Origin of the sequence: Aminipila butyrica (assembly GCF_010669305.1) — a bacterium.
Taxonomy (GTDB): Bacteria; Bacillota; Clostridia; order Peptostreptococcales; family Anaerovoracaceae; genus Aminipila; species Aminipila butyrica.
This window is the reverse complement of sequence record NZ_CP048649.1, coordinates 808915-828403: the sequence shown is the minus strand read 5'-3', so window position 1 is coordinate 828403 and position 19489 is coordinate 808915. Positions and strand designations below refer to the sequence as shown.

Sequence of the window (19489 nt, the reverse complement as noted above, 5' to 3'; positions counted from 1 at the left end):
TCCCGTGATTTTTAATCGAACTGTATTAACTGCTAAAAGTTCATATTCTTTGGAAAATACAGCTTGAAATTCACGTATTGGCCGGTATCTTCCATAAAAATGTAAGCAGAATAACTGGTTTCCTTCTTCTCCGAATACAGGTTGACCGCTTTGATTCGTCCTTTTTCCAGAAAGGCCTTCACCATAGGCTTGGTCAGTGGCTTCCGCTTGCTGACAAAGAACTTATCATCTTTCCAGATGGTAAAACCACATTCTTTTCCAGCCTGACAATAATAGTTCTTTCGTCCCTCATAAATAGATTGACCGCAGCGAGGACAAACCCCGATAATCTCCCGGCCTCGCTCGTCATAGGTGCAGCCTTCCGTATAGCTTTTTACCATCTCCTGGACAAAAGCTTCGATACTCTCTATGAATTCTTCTCCTGGGGTATCGCCCTTATAAATCTGCTCCAGCTTCTGCTCCCATTCTGCTGTGAGCACGGCGCTCTTAACTTTTTCTGGCACCAGATCTACCACTTCATAGGCTTTCTCTGTCGGCAGCAAGTTCTTTCCCTTCCGCTGGATAAACCCGGTCTTGATAATGCGTTCGATAATGCCTGCCCGGGTAGCCGGGGTGCCTAGTCCCGCTCCAGCTACCCCTTTTTTCAGCTCTTCATCCTCCAGAGTCTTCATGGCGTTTTCCATGGCAGAGAGCAAGGTGTCCTCGGTGTAAGGTTTAGGGGGCTGAGTGGTCTTCTCCTTGCTGGTAACAGGAACCTGCTCAATGGTCTGCCCTTCCGTCAAGGCCGGGATCAGCTCTTCCTCCTTCTCCTCTGCTTTTTTCTTCTTCGTCTTTTTCCCCTTGCTCTTCCCGCTCTCCTCTTCTGCCTTTCCGCTGTTTTTCAACAGTTCAGACAGATTGCTGTTAATCTCCTTAAAGCCGTTTTCCGTAATCTGTCTTCCGGTAGCTTTGAACTCTTCGCCTTCCAGGTTTAACAGCAGCTCGGTCTTGATGTATTCATGAGGCAAATAGGCCGCAGCCAGCAGCCGGTAAGCGATGAGCAGCAGCACATTAAACTCGTTTGCCGGCAGCCGTTCAGAGGCCTTCCATGCTTCGATAGTAGGGATAATCGCATGGTGATCTGTGACTTTTTTGTCGTTGATAAGCCGTTCCAGGCTGGCTTGTCCGGGGTCGTACTGCTGGACGGTTTTGCTGTCCATATAGGTGGCCTGCAACAAGCTTTTCAGTATATGTAGGGTACTGTCGGTCATATCCGCCGTCAGATATCGGCTGTCGGTTCTAGGGTACGTCACCAGTTTTTTTTCGTACAGGTTCTGGGTGGCATCCAAAGTTTGCTGAGCGGATAGGCCCAGCATTTTATTGGCTTCCCGCTGGAGCGTGGTCAAGTCGTAGAGGGCAGGGGGATTTTCCCGCACTGGGGATTGGGTCATAGAAGCCACCTGGGCATCCTTCCCGTTGCACTTTTCTACGATTCGCTGGCTGTCCTCTTTGCTTTCTACTCGCTTGGTAGCGTTAAACTTAAGGCCATCGTGCTCACATTCTGCCGTAAGGATGTAAAAAGGCCGGGAATCAAAGTTATCAATAGTCCGCTGCCTCTCCACAATTAAGTTCACTGTAGGGGTCTGTACCCGGCCGATGTTAATCTGCGCATTAGCCATGCAGGCAAATAGCCTGGAGAAGTTGATGCCCACCAGCCAGTCCGCTTGCAGCCGACAGAGAGCCGCCTGATACAGGCGGTCATATTCTCGCCCATCCTTTAACTTGGCGAACCCATCTCGGATGGCTTTGGTCTCCATGGAGCTGATCCACAGCCGCTTAAAGTGCTTGGTACAAGCGACCTGATTGTAGACTAGACGGAAAATCAGTTCCCCTTCCCGCCCAGCATCGGTGGCACAGACAATTTCGTCTACATCGTCACTCTCCATCAGGGTTTTCACCACGTTAAATTGGGCCTGCACACCGGCAGACACCTGATATTTCCATTCCTGAGGCAAGATGGGCAAATCGAGGATGTGCCATTTTTGATATTTTTTATCATATTCCTCTGGCATAACAGTCTCGATTAAATGGCCCACGCACCAGGACACCACATATTCATTTCCTTTGAAAAATCCGTTTCCCCGCTTGTCTGCGCCCATAACTTTGGCGATTTCCGCAGCCACGCTGGGTTTTTCTGCTATTACTAATTTCATGTTTTCTAGTATAACACAACTTGCTAAAAATGCCAACGCCGCCAGTGAGAAATCCCCCCGAGGAAGAGGCAACGCTGCAAGCCGCTGCGGAGTTCGACGCGGGAAATAGAAAAGACCCCTAATTGGGTCCTTTTCTATCTATTTGCACTAGCTAAAATTTAGAGACTTGCAATTCTAATTGTAGGGGATTAAACGGCTCTAGATTCCTGCCAGGGTACTTTACACAGGATAAGCCATCGCTTCTTCATCGATTAAATCCCAATCCATTCCATAGATACGGCTTGCACGCTTCTGGAAAAACTCCTCGGCATTCTTCGGGAATAGGGCCTGAGTCATCAAGTCTTCTGCCTGCTCCAAATACCGGGCACATTCTTTCTTCACATTGTCCAGCTCCGGTTCCATTAAATCTGCCGGTCTACAAGTAATCTGTTCTTCATCTCCGATAATCTTATACTTGATTTCCTGGCTGATTGGCACGGTGGTCTTGCCGTACAGCCCTTTGACAATCATCTTCACTTCGTTCGGCACCATCTTGTAGCGCTCACCCGTCAGTACGTTGAGTACCGCCTGGGTACCGATGATTTGACTGGTTGGCGTTACCAGCGGCGGGAAGCCCAAATCTGCCCGAACCTTCGGCACTTCCTTCAAAACCTCTTCAAAACGATCCTCTGCATTAGACTGCTTCAACTGAGAAAGCAAGTTGGACAGCATACCGCCAGGAACCTGATAAACCAACGTATTTACATCAACGCCCATCAGCTTGGTATCAATAAGGCCTTCTGCAATATACTTCTCTCGCACTGGCTTAAAGTGTTCTGCAATCTTGTTCAGACATCGCAGGTCCAACCCCGTGTCGTAAGGCGTCCCCTTAAAAGCTACTACCATGGCTTCGGTAGCAGGCTGAGAGGTGCCTTCTGCAAAAGGGGAAATGGCGGTGTCGATAATATCCACACCGGCTTCTACGGCCTTCATATAGGTCATGCTGCCCAGCCCGCTGGTGGCATGAGTATGCAGCTCCAGCGGCACCGAGATAACTTTTTTTATGTCGGAAATCAGCTCATACGCATTGTAAGGGTCCAGCAATCCAGCCATATCTTTGATACAGATCGACTTAGCCCCCATCTGTTCTAGCTCCTTCGCCAACTGGATAAATACCTGATTGTCGTGAGCCGGACTCTTGGTATAGGAGATGGCGCCCTGCGCGTGACCGCCAAATTTATTACAGGCTTCAATGGCTCGCTGTAAATTTCGAGTGTCATTCAGGGCATCAAATACCCGAATGATGTCAATGCCATTATTGATCGCCCGATTCACAAATTCATCTACTAAATCGTCGGCATAGTGCCGATAGCCCAACAGATTCTGTCCCCGAAGCAGCATCTGTAATTTTGTGTTCTTCACTTGCTTTCTGATTTTCCGCAGCCGCATCCACGGGTCTTCATCTAAGAATCGGAGGCAGGCATCATAGGTGGCTCCTCCCCACATTTCGATGGCGTGGTAGCCCACAGAATCCATCACCTCCAAAATCGGCAGCATTTCCTCTGTCCTCATTCTGGTGGCCATCAGCGATTGCTGTCCATCCCGGAGTACGGTTTCTGTTATCCTGACCTTTGTCATATAATTTCCTCCCAATATTTGTTCCCGCTATTCCCCTGGAGGCATAGCATTCCCTCTGTTTCTGTCTTTTTGTTTGTTTTCATTTTCATTTTTCTTTCTTATTCTTGTGTATGTTGATGCTGGCGTATCCAGCTTTAATCGAAATCTCTATGACTAAATTGTAATAATATTTTAAAAACTAATATTTTTATTTTCTAACTATTTATCTTATACTATAATGAACGCTCAAAAAAGTCAACAGGACTATCCAGTTTATTTTCACCGGATAGTCCTGTTTTTTTACATTTTTTGCAGCTTTATACTACTGCCTTCGCCATTTCAGTGAATCAATTTATACAAAATTTCCCTATTTCATCTGGTATGTATCAGATAACTTAAACTTTCGAACCTCGGCTTCCAAAGTTTGTGCCTGGGCTGCCAATTCCTCACTAGAAGCGGAGTTTTCTTCCGCCGTAGCCGCATTTGTTTGTACCACAGCAGAGACCTGTGCCAAACCGTCGTTAATCTGTTCAATTGATGTGGCCTGCTCGCTGATGGCCGCTTCAATTTCACGAATCGACTGTACTGCCAGTTCAGCCTTCTCAGAAGCTTCCAGCAAACGCTTTAAGGTGTCACCAGCGATTCGCTCTCCCTGTGACACGGTCACCACAGACTTTTCGATTAGCTCCGCGGTTTGCTTGGCGGCTTCTGCCGAACGGGCAGCAAGGGTACGCACTTCGTCCGCCACAACGGCAAACCCTTTTCCCGCACTGCCTGCCCGTGCTGCTTCTACTGCCGCATTCAAAGCTAGAATATTGGTCTGAAAGGCAATATCCTCCACCAGCTTAGTAATTTTGGAAATCTCCTGGGAATCGTCGCTAATCTGCCGCATGGAAGAATTAAGACTCTGCATATGTTCATTGCTGTCCATGATGTTCCGCCCTGCCTCTTCAACATATACGACAGATTTTTGAACATTTTCTGTATTTTGCTCGGCTTGCTGGGATATGCTGATAATCGATGCCGTGAGCTCTTCAACGGTTGCGGCTTGTTCTGTCGCTCCGGAGGACAAGGCCTGTGCTCCTGATGAAATCTGACTGGCCCCAGTATTCACCTGATCGGCTGAAACCGCAATCTGTGAGAAGGTTTCGCTCTGAGATGAAATAATATTCTCAAGGGATCTCTTTATCGGCAAGAAATCATTTTTGTAATTTGTATCTACAGACAAATCTAAGTTTCCTTTAGAAATCTCTCCCAGCTTTTCTGAAATATCAAAGATATAAAGCCTCAAAGTTTCAATTACCGTTCGAACACTGCCGGCTACAGAGCCAAGTTCGTCCTTTGATTCGTATGTAATCTGAGCATTCAGATTGCCATCTGCCAGCAGACCGGAAGCAACCTCAATTTCTTTTAATGGTTTTATAATGGCTCGTATGATATAGAGACATAGGACGATGCCTAGAATCAAAGATATGATAAAAAGTGCAATAGAAATGACAAGTACCGACTGGGCCACCTTTTGCGTCCCATTGTAATAGTCGGTAGCAAAACCATCAGCCAAATCGATAAGTTCCTTTGAAGAGTCCACCAAAGTTAAAGAGGCCGGATAATATTCATTTAATAAGAGGGCCTTTGCCCCTGCCATATCATTGTTGTTCACAGAATCAGTGAATTTTCCTCTTATTAATTCAATCTGTTCCCATTCCTCTTTTATTTCTTCAACCTTTTTTACCCCATCATCCGACTGTAAGAGTGGTTCGATTTTGGCAATGGACCCTTCAAAGTCGGTTACCCGGCCATCCAAGTCATCCAGCCATACCTGACGATTAGCCTCCTCGTCAATTAGAACATATGACATGTCTTTTTGTATTCCCTGCAATTGTCTTCGCATATTATTTACCGTATTGGTCACCGTATAAGGGCTCGTAAAGAACTTTTCAAAAGATGCGGTTATGTTCTCCAGTCCTGCAAAGACAGAAATCACGACGGTAATAACGAAAAGAATTAAAATAGCTGAAAAAGATATAGCCAGCTTTTTGGATATAGATAAATTTTTCATACACGTCTCCCTCAAACATCAACTTTAATTTTTTACTACTATATACTGAATCTGGTATTTTGTCAATAAATAGCAATTTTTGTATACAACACGGGATTTCCTACATAATAAAAGCACCTGCCAAGGCATAAAATGTACTTGGGGGTGCTTTTTATATGGATGAGATAATTGTAAATGGATATGTTTATCCAAGTGTAGAGCCTATGGTCCTGAACTCCTGGCTGTCAGACCTGTCACTGATTGCCACATTCAGCTATGGCATGACACCAGAAGGCAATCTGATTCCGCTAGACGACCAGGCGCTCATCGAAGCCGCCGATCAAGCAGGAGTAGGGGCCATGATGGTGATGACGCCAATGGATCAACAGGGAAAGTTTTCGGAACAGTTGGTCAGCACGGTTTTAGAGAATCCAGAGGCGGTAAACCGTCTGCTTCAGGAAATTCTCAATGAGATGAAAACGAAAAACCTTTTTGGCGTGGATTTTGACTTTGAATATGTACCAGTACAAAACAGAGATCAGTATACAGCCCTAGTGTCCAAAGCCACGCAAATGTATAATCCAGAAGGATTTTTGGTGACGGTAGCCCTGGCACCAAAAACCTCAGCGGACCAGCCGGGTTTACTGTATCAAGGCCATGACTACGCCGGGATGGGCCAGGCGGCAAATTTTGTCCTGCTGATGACCTATGAGTGGGGGTATACATACGGGCCGCCGATGGCAGTAGCTCCTATCAATAAGGTGCGGGAGGTTATCGAGTACGGTGTCAGCGAGATTCCGCCGGAGAAAATTTTAATGGGTATACCAAACTATGGTTACGACTGGCGTCTGCCTTTCGTCGCTCAAGTATCTGTAGCCGAAAAAATTACCAACAAAGAAGCGGTCCGCCGGGCGCAAGCCCACGGTGTAGAGATTCAATTTGATCAGATTGCTCAAAGCCCGCATTATAACTATTGGCAAGAGCGAGCAATTCCCATGGAAGACGGGACCGAGGAGATGGCCTACGATCAGCATGAAGTTTGGTTCGAAGACAGCAGAAGCTATCAAGCCAAGATGGATTTAGTAAAGGAGTACGGGCTGGCAGGTATCAGCATCTGGAATATTATGAGCTATGATCCGAACTTGGTAAACGAAATTAATCGAAACTTCTCGGTTCTCAAAGTCTTTTAAGCACGTTAAGTTCCGAGTCTTCTTGATAACATTTCAGCAAAGCCCCCCGGCATTGCCGGAGGGCTTTTTCGTACAATTGGATATGTCCGTTTCAATGATCTCTGCCGCCATTTCCCCAGCACAACGAATCATTCATGATATAATGGCGGTGCTGTCCCTTTGATTTGGACTTATATTCAATGGCCTTCGTGGGACATCCTCCGATACAAGCCATACAGTGTGTGCAATGGCCTTTCCATACAGGTTTACCGCTCTTTAGTTCAACGTTGTTTAAAGGACATCGCTGTGCACATTTTTTGCAGGAAATGCAGTCATCTGATACGGTAAACCCTTTATCCTGCACAAAGAACCTGTAAAACAAGGGATTAACAGGGCCGCTTTCCAACTTGCCGGCAAAAGAAACGGACAGCGGATTAAACGGTTCAGCCGACTGTATTTGCCCTGCAAGGGCGGCCACGCAGGGTTTGGATTTTTCCACAATCCGCAGACATTCTGCTTCACTGGGCGTTGGGAACATCGCTAAATAATTTTCAGGCATGAGCACTGGGGAAAGCCCGCAAAACTGTAATCCTTTTTTTACACAAAGCTTTTCTGCATAAACGGCGGCGTTTCCGCAACTGTCTCCGCAAGTCAATATAAAATAAGTGTTTCGATTCCCCTGGAAGTCTGCCGCCAAAATCCACTGCTCTACCACCTTGGGCATTCGCCAAGAATATGTTGGAGCTACAAATACCAACGGTTTCTCTGACTGAAAGGAACCCCTCTTCCCGTTCTTTAAATATGAATTAATTGAGACGACCTCATCTTTTATTATCTCCGCTAGCTGGATTGCTACAAACTGGCTGTTTCCAGTACCGCTAAAATATAAAACCATCGAATCCTCCTCTTCCAAAAAATAAACAGACCCCATATGATACAAATTGTATCATATGGGGTCTTGGTGTCAACCGTCCTTCTGGGTTCTTCACCAGATATTCTTCTGATAAGTTCCCGCATCTTTTATCTCCAAGGGAATCAGCGGTTTTGCTGCTGTTTCAAAGCTGTAAGATCGTCCATCGGTCTTCATGATAATCGTACCGGACTTAAACGTACCGTAGACGGTAGCCCCGACGCTGAACATGCGCTTTAAAGCCGATGCATGAGGATGCGTATAGCCCACCCCTTTTCCAGCAGAAATAACAATATATTGGGGACGAATCTTTTCCAGCAGCAGCGAACTGTTCGCGTTGTAGGAACCGTGATGCCCGCCCTTAAAGACATCTACCTTTCCCACCTGCTGGGCGAGAAATTCCTCCTCTTCAGACTGGCTGTCACCTGTAAATAACGTAGACACCCCTTGATAAGTCAACAGCGCCGCAATGCTGTTGTTGTTCTCCAGAGCCTGACCCCCTGGTGGTTTGATAATCCGCAGCTCCGCGCCTTCAGGCAATTCGATAATCTCGTCCTCTACTACGCCGACCTGACAGTCTGGTTCCTGCTCCAGGGCTGCCTTATAGGCCTTCCATTCCGGTGTATTGACAGAAGAGCCGCTTTCAATGATTCGGTCCGCCTGATAGTCTTCCAATATACGGGGGATACCGCCCACGTGGTCCTGATGCCCGTGGGTAGCGATTAACAAGTCGATGCTGCCGTCTACGTATGGGCGGATATAATCCGAAACAATACCTCCGCTAGAGGTCGTCCCTGCATCGATGAGCACTTCGTAGGTACCATCATCGATGAGGATGGCATCCCCGTGACCCACGTCAATAAAGTGAATGCTGATTGTTTGATGCTTTGAATCGACAGGCGTAATCAAGACAGTCTTCGTCTCTTGATTCCATTGAACCTCTGCACCAAAGGCCTCTGCTACAGCTCGAATGGGCAGATAAACTCGTCCATTTTCCAGCACGGATTTGGTGTCCATAAAGAGATCCATATCTCCTTTACGGATGTAGCTCTCGCCGACGGGCACGCTTACCTGTATGCCATCCTTTTCCAGCCGAGCCGTAGCATTGGCGGACTCCCAGCTGACTTGGCAGCCCAGAGCCTCCATAGCTGCCCGCAGCGGCACTAAAGTCCGCTGTCGTTCATCTACATAGGGATAGCCTGTTTCGGCCGTGAAAGCGACGAAATTGCCGTCAACATCCACTTGAATGGAATGGCTGTCAGCCTCACGGGCTGTCTCAACCGATAACACGTCAGCTCCTGTCACCCGTTCTGCTGCGTTTACAGGCACAGCCCAAGCAATACTTAGGGCCATTACAATAGCAATGCACATTGTCCTAAAGGATTTCATTCACATTCTCCCCCACAAAAAATCTCTGAGACCGGCTGTGCCAATCTCAGAGGCCCTTTCTTTACTGTTCCAGCAGACCGCTTAAATCTGTGTTCATGCCTACGGAAAACCGATTCAGATAATACAGATTTCCCTTTAAATCTCCTGCTCCGTAGACCGTACCAAAGCCAAAGAGAATCCCGTTTTGCTTCAAAAGCTCCACACCCCAGTCATCGTAAACCCCGTAAGGATAGGCAAAAGCAATGACCTCATTGCCGATATTTGCCTCAATCAGCTCCACACTCTTGACGATATCCTCCTCCACCCGGAGTTCGTACTGGGCCTGACACTCGATGATTCCTCGCTGGATGCCGTTAATCTGAAACTTCTTATACTGACCTTTCAAGTCTTGATTATGTAAGTTGTAGGAATGGCTCTGGATGTCCACCAGACCGCTTCCATACATTTTTGCCATCTGCTCCCAACTCAGCTTCTTAATCTCCGCTTTCTTTGGACTCTCCACGCTGGCCACGATGGCAAAGACCGTCGCTTTCATGCCTGTCTTCTCCAAAATAGGGTACGCAATGTTATAGACCGATTCATACCCATCGTCAAAAGTAATCATGATGGGATTTTTCGGCATCGTTTTTTTACCCGCCAGAATAGCCTTTAAATCCTGAGGCAGCAAGGGGGTATACTTATTGTTCGCCAGATAGTTCATATCTTCCTGAAACTTTTCCTCGGTAATGGTGGCACCCATAGCCCCTTTCACCGGTTCCTTCACAAAATGGTGGTACATGAGTATGGGTATATATAAATGGCTGGGCTCTTTTGTTTCTCCCTCCTGATCAGCTGCATAACTGACAAACACACCGGACACGGCAAAGACAATACAACAACAAAGTGCGATTACTGCTCTGAATTTTATCATGGTTCAATACTTCCTATCCTTTAAATCTATAGCCCACTCCCCAGACAGTCTCGATATATTGAAGATTGTCCATATCCTTCTCAATCTTTTCTCGGAGTCGCCGGATGTGTACGGTGACTGTCGATACGTCACCAATGGCATCCATACCCCAAATTCTATCAAAAATATGCTCTTTTGAAAAGACCCGATTGGCATTCTCTGCTAAAAATAGTAACAAATCGTATTCCTTGGCCGGCATAATTTTCTCCTCACCGCCCAGGAATACCCGTCGGCTGTCTTTGTCAATCTCCAATTCCCGAATCTTCAGCAGCCGGTTTCCGCCATTCTTGCCTCCATCTTTGCCCGTCAGCCGTTCATAACGACCAATGTGACTCTTGACCCGGGCCATGAGCTCATTGGGACTAAAAGGCTTGGTCATATAATCGTCTGCGCCCAAGCCTAGACCTCGAACCTTATCAATATCTTCTTTCTTGGCGGAGAGAAGAATGACTGGTGTATCGCTTTGTTCTCGAAAACGGGCACAGAGTTCAAACCCATCCATTCCAGGAATCATAATATCTAGAATAATCAGTGCATAGTCCCCCGTCAAAGCCATTTCCAGCCCGCGGATTCCGTCGGCAGCCAGGTCACATTCATATCCGTTTATTTCCAAATAATCCCGTTCCAGTTCCGCAATGCTCTTATCATCTTCGATGACTAAAATCTTCATGATACTCCTCCATTCTCCAGCTAATAACTGCGCAGGGGCAGATAAATGTACACCTCGGTACCTACACCTTGCTCGCTTTTAATCCAAATCTTTCCGTGATGGCTTTCAATAATCTGTTTGGAAATGCCCAAGCCCAGTCCATTTCCCTTGATATTGCTTCTGGCAGCATCGCCCCGGAAAAATCCGTCAAATACCTTATTCTGATCCTTCTCCTGAATACCCGTTCCCGTGTCACTGATGCAAATCAGCGCCCCTCTCCGCTCTTGAACCATGCCCACAGAAATGGTGCCAGCTTCCCGGTTATACTTGATGGCATTTGAGACTAAATTATCGAATACTCGCTTCAACTTCCCTCGGTCCCCTACAATAGTCAGCTGCTCTTCCAGAATGTTAATTTCCATAGTCAAGCCCTGTTCTTGCACCTCTTCTTGATAGCCTTGAGTCAATTCCCCCAGCAGCTGAGTCATGTTGATAAATTCAAAGGCATACTGCATCCGCCCCAACTCCAGCTCGGAATATTCCGCCATGTTATCCACCAGCTTTTGGAGAACGATAGCCTTGCTGTAGATGGTGTCCAAGTATTTATCTAGCTTTTCAGGAGAATTGGCTACTCCGTCTTTGATGCCCTCCAAGTAGCCTTTTATGGTGGTGATGGGGGTCCGCATATCGTGAGACAAATTGGCCATGAGCATACTCCGCTCTTCCTTGCTGCGCAGTTCCTTTTCTGCATTAGCTTTCAACGTCTTGCGAATTTCATCAAAAGCGTTGCACAGGTCATTGAGCTCCTGCTCTCCACAAGCCATGACCTCGAAATCTAAGTTGCCGTCTTTAATCTTTTCTGCCGCCTTTTGCAAATGCTTTAATGCCCGCAGCATATTGCCAAACAGCCTGGCACTAGCCACGGTGCTGGTCAAGAGCACTGCACCGATGGCTGTCACCACCCACAGAATTACATAACCAAAAAAGTAGTGGCCGCCGCTCTGATTCTCGGCCTTCAAGCGGCTGAGACCAATCCAAATCCGCTCAAACCCATAGGGTTCACAGACGGAATAAACAAATAACAACAGCAAGGCGGTCAGAACCACCAGTGCTGTTGAAATAATTGCCACCCATATAGTTGTTTTGATAAAACGGCCTCTTAAGGATTTCATCTATCTTACACTTCTTTTCTTTCAAATAAGTAATATCCAATACAGCCAAAGACTAGTCCATAGCCTAAAAGCAAGCCAATCTTAGAAAGCATGGAAAACACCGGCAGAGTCACGCCCAGCCACAAGTTATGCCATTCCAAATAACCTGTAAAGAGCAGACCGCTGCTCTGAGGCACCACGATACCCAAGATATATAAGCCGATATATATTATAACGCATAAGACGATAGAAAGCGATGGGCTATTTAAAAATTGATTTATCATAGCGGTAAATAAAATCAGCACAATCAGCGGGAATATATCTAGAAAATAAGCGAAAAAGCTTTCCAGAAGCCCTGCTGCGGAAGCCATATTACTGCCCCCCACCAGTTTTATAATGGTGGTCAGTACAAAGAGCACAAATAGATACACCACCGACATGATGGTCACTGCTGAAAGTTTAGATACATACAGCTTAAACCGACTCACCGGCCTCATAAAGGAGGCCCGAATCGTTCCGTCCTGCACCTCCTGTGCAAACAGATCGCAAGCCGCCATGAAAATAATCAGCGGTATATAAATCTGAATGAAAAAAGACAGCATATTCATAGGCATGTTGGACAGCATCAAAGATGCTGAAATAGCGCCTGCAGAGGCCTTGCCTATAAGGTAATTGATACCGCCGCACAAAAGACAGATCAATATTTCTATAATCAACAATATTAAAAATTTCTTTCTCTTAGAAATTTTCATCAATTCATTTTTTAAACTTGCCGTAAAGGTTCTCACCAAACATTCCTCCTGTATTTCCCGTTTCCCTTTTTTGCCCAGCCTGCCAAAAAGGCTGCTGCCCGCCGGAAGGGGCATCCTCCACAATTCCCATGGCTGGATTAAATCAGCACGGAACCGCGTTTATCCTTTACCTTGGATAAGAAATAATCCTCCAAAGTAGGATTAAAACGCAACGCTTCCCCCATGGGTTCAAAAGACAACATTTCGCCGTCGTGAACGATAGCCACCTTATTGCAGGTCTTTTCAATCTCTGGAGCTAAATGACTAGCAATTAAAAAGGAAGTTCCTTTTTCCGCCGCCATTCTCTTGATGATTTCCCGTACCTCCACCGTACCCTCAATATCCAAGCCGTTGGTGGGTTCATCTAAAATCACTAATTCCGGATCAGACAGAATGGCTAAGGCCAATCCCAGCCGCTGCTTCATCCCCAGGGAGAACTTCCCACATTTCTCCTTCTGATACTGGCTGATGCGGACTACCTCCAGCACATGCTGAATCCGGGCGGCATCTACCCCCGGATAATATCTGGCCATCATCCGCAGATTGTCCAATGCGGACATCTGCTCGAAAATAGCCGGCCGTTCAATTAATCCCCCTACCTTTTTCAACGTGGTCTCCACGTCTCTCTCTACATCGTGACCAAACACCGTAACACTGTGCTCACTGCCGTGAGTCAAGCCCATGATGGTTTTCATAATGGTGGTCTTGCCAGAACCATTTGGTCCCAACAGGCCTACCACATCGCCCTTTTCAATGGAAAAGCTGATATTCCGTACGCCTCTTCCATTTTTATATAGCTTGGTCAGTCCCTCCACTTCAAGTATTTTTTCCATGTATCCGTTCCCTTCTCTCCTGCGGCACCAGCGCAAGGCAGGCCTTTACTTGGGCCTGCCTGCCTGAACCAATTTAATCATTCCATTTCCACTAGTTTGACTAAGCCCCAGCCATTTACTAGTTCATCTTTGTCTTGCCGGTCGGATCAAAAGGTTCAACCTGTGCATTACCGTAATCTGTAATTTCTGCCGAGAAGGTCAGCGTGATGGTGTGGGTTTTGCCTTTGCTGTCCACTCCGGTCATGGAAACCTTCATTATATTCTCCGTCAGTTTTCCGCTCTTATCCAGGGTAAAATCGCAAGAGGCGCTATCAATATACGGGTCGTCTCCCAACATTCTCATCATATCCCGCTCATTTAAACTGTTCTCATCCACCGCTTTGTAATACGCGTCATAGGTCTTATACAATTCATAAGATCCATCGATCTTCACGTAGACAATGCCGCCCCCTTTGGCATCCAGGATTTTGGAATACTTGTCATAAAAATCCGTATCAATCTTTTCAATCTTGCTGTCCCACTGATCGTATGCCGCCTGAGTCATTTCTTCGCCAGTTTGCTCTTTGTAATAAGCTGCTAAAGACTTCTGATAATCTTCAAAGGTAATCTGATAAGGATCCTCTGTCATACTTTGATTGTTGACAGTTGTGAACATCAGAGAAATACCTGCGTTAATCACCTCTGGAATCTGATTTCCAGATACATCTACAGAATAGTGGCGTTCATCGCCTTCTTTCGATTCCAACACAAAGTTATTTTTCAGATTTCCCACCATGGCATCTGCAAAGAGTTCTGCAAATCGGATACTCTTCTTCACCGTTGGATCGCTGGTATCTACCCGAAAGTTTCCTTCTTCCTCCGTTACTCGGTAGCTGTTGCTTTCCGGAAGATAGTAGTAGCTTACGCCATCCCGAACCGTCGTGGTGTTTTCAAATTTTGAATCGCTCTCTCCCGCTTCTTCACTGCTGGTGCTCCAGAAATAATCTTTCCCGTCTATCTTAAAGTCACCTTTCATAGAAGCATAGGTCTCCCCATCTACTGCTATGTCCATCTTCATGTTTCCGGCAAAGTTATCCTCATAGAATGCCAAGTCTTTTACAGCATCTTTGTAATTAGTATATCCTCTGGCGTCGTCATAATTGGCATAGACGGCACTGGTGAGTACAAACATGCCCACCAACAGGCAGATAGCTGTCACCGCATGTTTCCGCCCTTTAAACTTCAATCTCTTCATCTCAATACCTCCTGTTTTGTTTTCTATTCTCTAAACTTTGTTCAGGCGAGAACCTTTTCGACAGCTCTGCACCCGCACCCCTTTTGATATTCTTATTCTAACCGACAGTTTTTAATATTATATAGCTTATTTCTTAACTGTTTATTAACAATTAAGCAGGTTGTCAAAATAAATTTTTTTGACAACCTGCACTATATGATTTCTGCTGTTTTTCAATTCTGCTTTTTCAATAAGCTGCTTTCCATTATTGTTCCGGTATGTAGTATAATAAAATAAATCAGAATGTAGGAGGAGGAATGAATATGGAAGCAAGAAAATTATTAGAAGCACTGTTGGTGGCTGAAAAGCTGAAAGATACAACCCGCCATTGCTATACATCCAAGGGCAGACAGGAGAGCGTGGCAGAACATAGCTGGATGATGACATTGATGGCATTCTTTATGAAGGATGAATTTCCTGAAGCCGATATGGATAAGGTCATTCGAATGTGCATTATTCACGATTTGGGCGAATGTTTTACGGGAGATATTCCTACCTTTGAAAAGAACCAAGGCCATGAGCAGACCGAAGAAAAGCTGCTCTATAGCTGGATTCACTCCTTGCCGAAGAAATATGAAACAGAAATGAGCGAGCTTTATGAGGAAATGGCAGTGCGAAAAACCGTTGAGGCTCAAATTTATAAAGCCATCGATAGTCTTGAAGCCTTGATCCAGCACAACCTGTCCCACTTATCTACTTGGATTCCAAAAGAATTTGAACTCAATTTAACTTACGCAGATGATAAGGTTGAGTTCTCCGATTATCTGAAATCTTTAAGACAGGCTGTTCGTGAAGATACGATTAAAAAGATTGCAGACGCAAAGTGAAGCACAACTATAACCTTTCATATTCGCCGGGAATGGGCTGCTTCATCAGACTCTTTAGATGCTCCGGCAAAGGATAGCTTTTAATATGTTTAAATTCCTTTAATTCGACTTTGCCTGTGTAATCAGCTGTAAAGGAAATTTCATCTAGGCCAACCGTATCATGGGGCCCAACAAAAGGTGTACTAATGAAGGTGATGGAGCCGATTGATTGCTCTGAACTTATTTCCTTTACCCAAACATAATAATAGGCTACGGTTGGACTTATGGTGAAATACTCCCCATAAAAGTCCTCCGAAGCCTCTTGAATATAATTCAAATACGTATTTATTAATACGATTTTACTATCCGCTTGTAGACTTGACGTTTCCTTGCTGACTACCCATGTACTGGAACATGCTTGTTTACCGTAGCCATACAAACCACATAAGAATAAAAATATCAGAATGACAATTAACTGCCTTTTCATAGCATCTCCTTAAGACTTGCAACTGCTTTGCTGGTAATCATGAACTTCTCCCTATCTAATGTATACGCTGGGGGATGAAGATATTTCTCACTACCGATTATTCAAGCTGTTCTTTCTTAAGCTTAGCTGAATTTGGACTATTTGTATCTGACTTCTCAGTCTATAAGCCTTTGTTTCTGCGCTCAACGCTCCTTGCTGCACCGAAGAACTTCCTGATACACTTCCTGGTAATTTTTCTGATGTTCCAGGCAAATCTGGCGCAAATCTTCGTATTCTGGATAAACGTACTGGGCAGAACCGTGGTCGCATACCTTAACCGATACTGGCCCGTAGGGGGTCTCCACCTGACGCATCTCCCGTTTCAGGATGGTTCGCTCCATCTTTACCCGGCGGATGCCTACTGTCGTGGTATGGAAAAAAATCAGATGCTCCAGCTCTGCCCGTTTTTCTTCACCACAGAGAACTTGGAGGGTGTAGGCCGGTCTGTTTTTCTTCATATAGATGGGTGTATACCACGCATCAGCGGCTCCAGCTTCCATCAGCCGTTCCAAGGTAAAGCCTAAAGCTTCACCGCTGCAATCATCCAGATTGCTTTCCAACTTCCACATCTGATCGGACTCGGTTTTATCCAAGCCTGCCTCTCCTTGCTCTTGAACATCCACCTCTTCAATGAGCATGGCTCGAAGAATGTTGGCCTGCTTAAAATCTTTTTTTCCCGCCCCCATACCAATCTTTTGGATGCGATAATGTGTGGGTAAAGACTTCCCACTATCCAGGGCCGCAGCAATGGCCGCTCCCGTAGGGGTAACCATTTCGCCTTGATTGTCGGTCAACTGTAACTTGAGCCCGTGTTCAGCCAAAATTCGCGCGGTGGCCGGAGCCGGTACCGGCATCAAGCCGTGCTCACAGCGGACGAAGCCCTGTCCCTCCCTCAGCGGTGACACAATCACCTGGTCGATAGCCAGATTGTCGATACAGATGGCAGTACCAAGGATATCAACAATGGAATCGATCGCACCTACTTCGTGAAAGTGGACCTCCTGTATCGGCAGTCCGTGGACGGCGGCTTCTGCCTCTGCCACAATGTGAAATATTTTTGTAGATAACTGCTTTACCTGTTCAGTAGCCTTCATGCCGTCGATGAGGGCTTCAATGTCGCTTAGGTGGCGGTGAACGTGGTGCTGGCTGCCTTGGCCTTGAACAGAATTATGTGGGTGAGCGTGGCTATGCTCCTTACCCTTGTGGCCATGTCCACTCAAAGACATTCCATGGCTCTGACCCTGGGGCTGATTTCCAACTTCCTCCAGGTGAACGCTGAAATCGTAAGCATCAATACCGGATTTCTGAGTGCGGCCAAAGTGCAGGTGGTACCCCCCCACCGACAAGCTGTCCAGGGTTTGCTGCAGATGGTCCCGGTCTGCTCCCAAGTCCAACAGCGCACCAATAGTCATATCTCCACTGATGCCGGAATAGCATTCCAAGTATAACGTTTTCTTCATCTATACTATCTCCAAATTTTCTTCATCTTTTTATTATCTTATTATCGTTGTGGCTTAAACCGCAAGCACCTAATGCCCGCCAGCCTCCGAACTATCTGGTATCAATTCTACGTAAATTTGCTCAAAGTGCTGACGCAGTTCCCGCTTAATCTCACCGTGGGCCTGTTGCAGCTGGCTGATGCGAATCTGATCCTCATCTGCCTTCAAGTAAACCTCTACCCAAGCCTTTCGCCCAGTCTGTATGACATCCAGAAAGCTGATAGTATAAGGGTAATTCTCCAAATGTCGGTTGATAATCTGACGAATTTCCTCCACAATAGGCTCTTCAGGCGCAAAAAGGATCAAATCTCGAATGCCGCCAATCATCATTTTGACCGGCTCCACAATGAAAAACAGCGCCATGGCGATAGCCACCAGTGGGTCCACATAGGGGATAAATCCCGCCAGCGGCGTCCCTCTCATGGGCCCTTGGGCTAGAAAGGCCAGTCCTACCCCCAAACTGCTGATGATGTCCATGCGCCACATGTACAAATCCGCCTTGATGGACGGGGAAGAAAAGGACTTGTTATAGTGCCGCAGCAACGTGTAGATCGCAATGCAGCCCGCCGACAGTCCAATTTCAAAAGCGGCAATCAGGCCTCCGTCCACCCGGTTGCCGCCTCTGAGAATCACTTGCACGCTGTACATCACCAGCTGGGCGATAATCACCAGCAGGATGCAGCACTTGATAATCACGAAGAGGGACTCCACCTGAGAGTACCCATAAGGCCGCTTTTCGGTCACTGGTTTATACAGCAAGGGGATTAGCAGCAGAAAAGGGCCAATCATGATTAGGTCTGCAAAGTCGAACAAGCAGTCCATCAAAATGGAGTTGGAGCGTGTCACATAAGCCATCACTCCTTCTGCCAACATGAACAAAATACTTCCTACCATGGATATGGTTAAAATTCTCTTTTCAAAATGAAGTTTGCTATTCACTGTTTCACTTCCAATTTACGCATTTTTTCGTTGAAGTCTTGGCCAATTCAGCTCAAAAATCACCGTTTTCATTTGTTACCCGATTCGGATAGCACCGCCTCGCCGAAGCCTTTGACTATTTCTTCTTCTTCTTTGCCTGACGATCAGCAATCCGAACCTGAGCCGCATCGTGCTCCCGAATTTCGTCTTCGGTCACAGGTTCATAAGGCGGCACGTTCTGAGGCTTGCCATTTCGGCCCATGGCCACCATGGTGAAATAAGCGGATAACGCCTTCTGCGGTCCGCTGGCGGATTCTAGGTCCTCCACCTCTACATTTACAAAAACTTCCATAGAAGTCCGGCCCACATAGACCACAGTAGCCGTACAGGTTACCAACGCTCCTACGAAAATCGGCAAATGAAATTCCAACTCGTCTACTCTGGCCGTAACGCAGTTGCTCTTTGAATATCGGATAGCCACCGCACCGGCTGTGGTATCCATAAATTTCATAATTTCGCCTCCGTGGACGTTTCCTGCTACGTTTGCCTGATGGGGAAGCATCACTTGACTCATGGTAAGCTGTCTGTTGTTCATATTCCAAATCCTCCTTATTGCATATCTTATACCTTACACGCCATTTGGGGCAAAATATTCATTTACTTGTATAAATCTGCCAACACGGCTCACTGCCGCTTGCGCAGGCTAATAACTATTATAAGTATAAACTACCTGGCCAATTACGTCAAAATATAATTTGCCTATAAATAAGCCCTTGCGAAGCGGCCTTAGCTTGCATATG

At 46.3% G+C, this 19489-nt stretch carries 17 protein-coding genes; 2 read left to right on the top strand and 15 right to left on the bottom strand.

What is annotated here, in order from left to right:
* Positions 1 to 32: 32 nt before the first annotated feature.
* From Ami103574_RS04030 to Ami103574_RS04020, 3 genes are all read right to left on the bottom strand, one after another.
* Complete coding sequence (locus tag Ami103574_RS04030) at positions 33 to 2192, bottom strand: DNA topoisomerase 3 (protein WP_163065403.1); 2160 nt, start codon at positions 2190 to 2192, stop codon at positions 33 to 35.
* Between the two features lie 219 nt (positions 2193 to 2411).
* Positions 2412 to 3809, bottom strand: a complete 1398-nt coding sequence (locus tag Ami103574_RS04025) for an oxaloacetate decarboxylase subunit alpha (RefSeq protein WP_163065402.1) — start codon at positions 3807 to 3809, stop codon at positions 2412 to 2414.
* Positions 3810 to 4155: 346 nt separating this feature from the next.
* The gene (locus Ami103574_RS04020; RefSeq protein ID WP_163065401.1) at positions 4156 to 5847 is read right to left on the bottom strand and encodes a methyl-accepting chemotaxis protein; all 1692 of its coding nucleotides are present in this window, start codon (positions 5845 to 5847) and stop codon (positions 4156 to 4158) included.
* A gap of 155 nt (positions 5848 to 6002) precedes the next feature.
* Between Ami103574_RS04020 and Ami103574_RS04015 the strand changes: the two genes are divergently transcribed.
* On the top strand, positions 6003 to 7016 hold the full coding sequence (locus Ami103574_RS04015; protein ID WP_163065400.1) for a glycosyl hydrolase family 18 protein: 1014 nt from the start codon (positions 6003 to 6005) through the stop codon (positions 7014 to 7016).
* Positions 7017 to 7107: 91 nt separating this feature from the next.
* Here the strand turns inward: Ami103574_RS04015 and Ami103574_RS04010 are convergent, their stop codons facing one another.
* The 8 genes from Ami103574_RS04010 to Ami103574_RS03975 form a co-directional block, all read right to left on the bottom strand.
* A complete protein-coding gene (locus Ami103574_RS04010) occupies positions 7108 to 7890 on the bottom strand; it encodes an EFR1 family ferrodoxin (protein ID WP_163065399.1) in 783 nt (260 codons plus the stop codon).
* A gap of 90 nt (positions 7891 to 7980) precedes the next feature.
* A complete protein-coding gene (locus tag Ami103574_RS04005) occupies positions 7981 to 9294 on the bottom strand; it encodes a stalk domain-containing protein (RefSeq protein WP_163065398.1) in 1314 nt (437 codons plus the stop codon).
* Positions 9295 to 9355: 61 nt separating this feature from the next.
* Complete coding sequence (locus tag Ami103574_RS04000; RefSeq protein WP_163065397.1) at positions 9356 to 10204, bottom strand: polysaccharide deacetylase family protein; 849 nt, start codon at positions 10202 to 10204, stop codon at positions 9356 to 9358.
* A gap of 13 nt (positions 10205 to 10217) precedes the next feature.
* Positions 10218 to 10913 (bottom strand): response regulator transcription factor, encoded by a 696-nt coding sequence (locus Ami103574_RS03995; RefSeq protein ID WP_330587185.1) that lies wholly within the window; start codon positions 10911 to 10913, stop codon positions 10218 to 10220.
* Between the two features lie 20 nt (positions 10914 to 10933).
* The gene (locus Ami103574_RS03990; RefSeq protein WP_163065396.1) at positions 10934 to 12064 is read right to left on the bottom strand and encodes a sensor histidine kinase; all 1131 of its coding nucleotides are present in this window, start codon (positions 12062 to 12064) and stop codon (positions 10934 to 10936) included.
* Between the two features lie 5 nt (positions 12065 to 12069).
* Complete coding sequence (locus Ami103574_RS03985; RefSeq protein WP_163065395.1) at positions 12070 to 12831, bottom strand: ABC transporter permease; 762 nt, start codon at positions 12829 to 12831, stop codon at positions 12070 to 12072.
* A 101-nt stretch (positions 12832 to 12932) separates the two neighbouring features.
* Complete coding sequence (locus Ami103574_RS03980) at positions 12933 to 13667, bottom strand: ABC transporter ATP-binding protein (protein ID WP_163065394.1); 735 nt, start codon at positions 13665 to 13667, stop codon at positions 12933 to 12935.
* Positions 13668 to 13785: 118 nt separating this feature from the next.
* Positions 13786 to 14901, bottom strand: a complete 1116-nt coding sequence (locus Ami103574_RS03975) for a hypothetical protein (RefSeq protein ID WP_163065393.1) — start codon at positions 14899 to 14901, stop codon at positions 13786 to 13788.
* A 302-nt stretch (positions 14902 to 15203) separates the two neighbouring features.
* Between Ami103574_RS03975 and Ami103574_RS03970 the strand changes: the two genes are divergently transcribed.
* Positions 15204 to 15767, top strand: a complete 564-nt coding sequence (locus tag Ami103574_RS03970) for an HD domain-containing protein (protein WP_163065392.1) — start codon at positions 15204 to 15206, stop codon at positions 15765 to 15767.
* Positions 15768 to 15774: 7 nt separating this feature from the next.
* On the opposite strand, the gene Ami103574_RS03965 is transcribed toward Ami103574_RS03970, so the two are convergent.
* From Ami103574_RS03965 to Ami103574_RS03950, 4 genes are all read right to left on the bottom strand, one after another.
* Positions 15775 to 16233 carry a DUF3888 domain-containing protein gene (locus Ami103574_RS03965; RefSeq protein ID WP_163065391.1) on the bottom strand — a complete coding sequence of 153 codons (459 nt, stop codon included), beginning with the start codon at positions 16231 to 16233 and terminating at the stop codon, positions 15775 to 15777.
* A gap of 182 nt (positions 16234 to 16415) precedes the next feature.
* The gene (gene larC / locus Ami103574_RS03960; RefSeq protein WP_163065390.1) at positions 16416 to 17732 is read right to left on the bottom strand and encodes a nickel pincer cofactor biosynthesis protein LarC; all 1317 of its coding nucleotides are present in this window, start codon (positions 17730 to 17732) and stop codon (positions 16416 to 16418) included.
* A gap of 69 nt (positions 17733 to 17801) precedes the next feature.
* On the bottom strand, positions 17802 to 18710 hold the full coding sequence (locus tag Ami103574_RS03955; protein ID WP_163065389.1) for a cation diffusion facilitator family transporter: 909 nt from the start codon (positions 18708 to 18710) through the stop codon (positions 17802 to 17804).
* Positions 18711 to 18825: 115 nt separating this feature from the next.
* Positions 18826 to 19284, bottom strand: a complete 459-nt coding sequence (locus Ami103574_RS03950; protein ID WP_163065388.1) for an acyl-CoA thioesterase — start codon at positions 19282 to 19284, stop codon at positions 18826 to 18828.
* Between the last annotated feature and the right edge of the window lie 205 nt (positions 19285 to 19489).

Bases quoted from the DNA above. Each gene is read 5' to 3' on its own strand.
- Ami103574_RS03980 (WP_163065394.1), bottom strand. From the start codon at position 13,667: ATGGAAAAAATACTTGAAGTGGAGGGACTGACCAAGCTATATAAAAAT.
- Ami103574_RS03950 (WP_163065388.1), bottom strand. From the start codon at position 19,284: ATGAACAACAGACAGCTTACCATGAGTCAAGTGATGCTTCCCCATCAG.
- Ami103574_RS03975 (WP_163065393.1), bottom strand. From the start codon at position 14,901: ATGAAGAGATTGAAGTTTAAAGGGCGGAAACATGCGGTGACAGCTATC.
- larC (WP_163065390.1), bottom strand. From the start codon at position 17,732: ATGAAGAAAACGTTATACTTGGAATGCTATTCCGGCATCAGTGGAGAT.
- Ami103574_RS04030 (WP_163065403.1), bottom strand. From the start codon at position 2,192: ATGAAATTAGTAATAGCAGAAAAACCCAGCGTGGCTGCGGAAATCGCC.
- Ami103574_RS04005 (WP_163065398.1), bottom strand. From the start codon at position 9,294: ATGAAATCCTTTAGGACAATGTGCATTGCTATTGTAATGGCCCTAAGT.
- Ami103574_RS04000 (WP_163065397.1), bottom strand. From the start codon at position 10,204: ATGATAAAATTCAGAGCAGTAATCGCACTTTGTTGTTGTATTGTCTTT.
- Ami103574_RS04010 (WP_163065399.1), bottom strand. From the start codon at position 7,890: ATGGTTTTATATTTTAGCGGTACTGGAAACAGCCAGTTTGTAGCAATC.
- Ami103574_RS04015 (WP_163065400.1), top strand. From the start codon at position 6,003: ATGGATGAGATAATTGTAAATGGATATGTTTATCCAAGTGTAGAGCCT.
- Ami103574_RS03965 (WP_163065391.1), bottom strand. From the start codon at position 16,233: ATGAAAAGGCAGTTAATTGTCATTCTGATATTTTTATTCTTATGTGGT.
- Ami103574_RS03990 (WP_163065396.1), bottom strand. From the start codon at position 12,064: ATGAAATCCTTAAGAGGCCGTTTTATCAAAACAACTATATGGGTGGCA.
- Ami103574_RS04020 (WP_163065401.1), bottom strand. From the start codon at position 5,847: ATGAAAAATTTATCTATATCCAAAAAGCTGGCTATATCTTTTTCAGCT.
- Ami103574_RS03995 (WP_330587185.1), bottom strand. From the start codon at position 10,913: ATGAAGATTTTAGTCATCGAAGATGATAAGAGCATTGCGGAACTGGAA.
- Ami103574_RS04025 (WP_163065402.1), bottom strand. From the start codon at position 3,809: ATGACAAAGGTCAGGATAACAGAAACCGTACTCCGGGATGGACAGCAA.
- Ami103574_RS03970 (WP_163065392.1), top strand. From the start codon at position 15,204: ATGGAAGCAAGAAAATTATTAGAAGCACTGTTGGTGGCTGAAAAGCTG.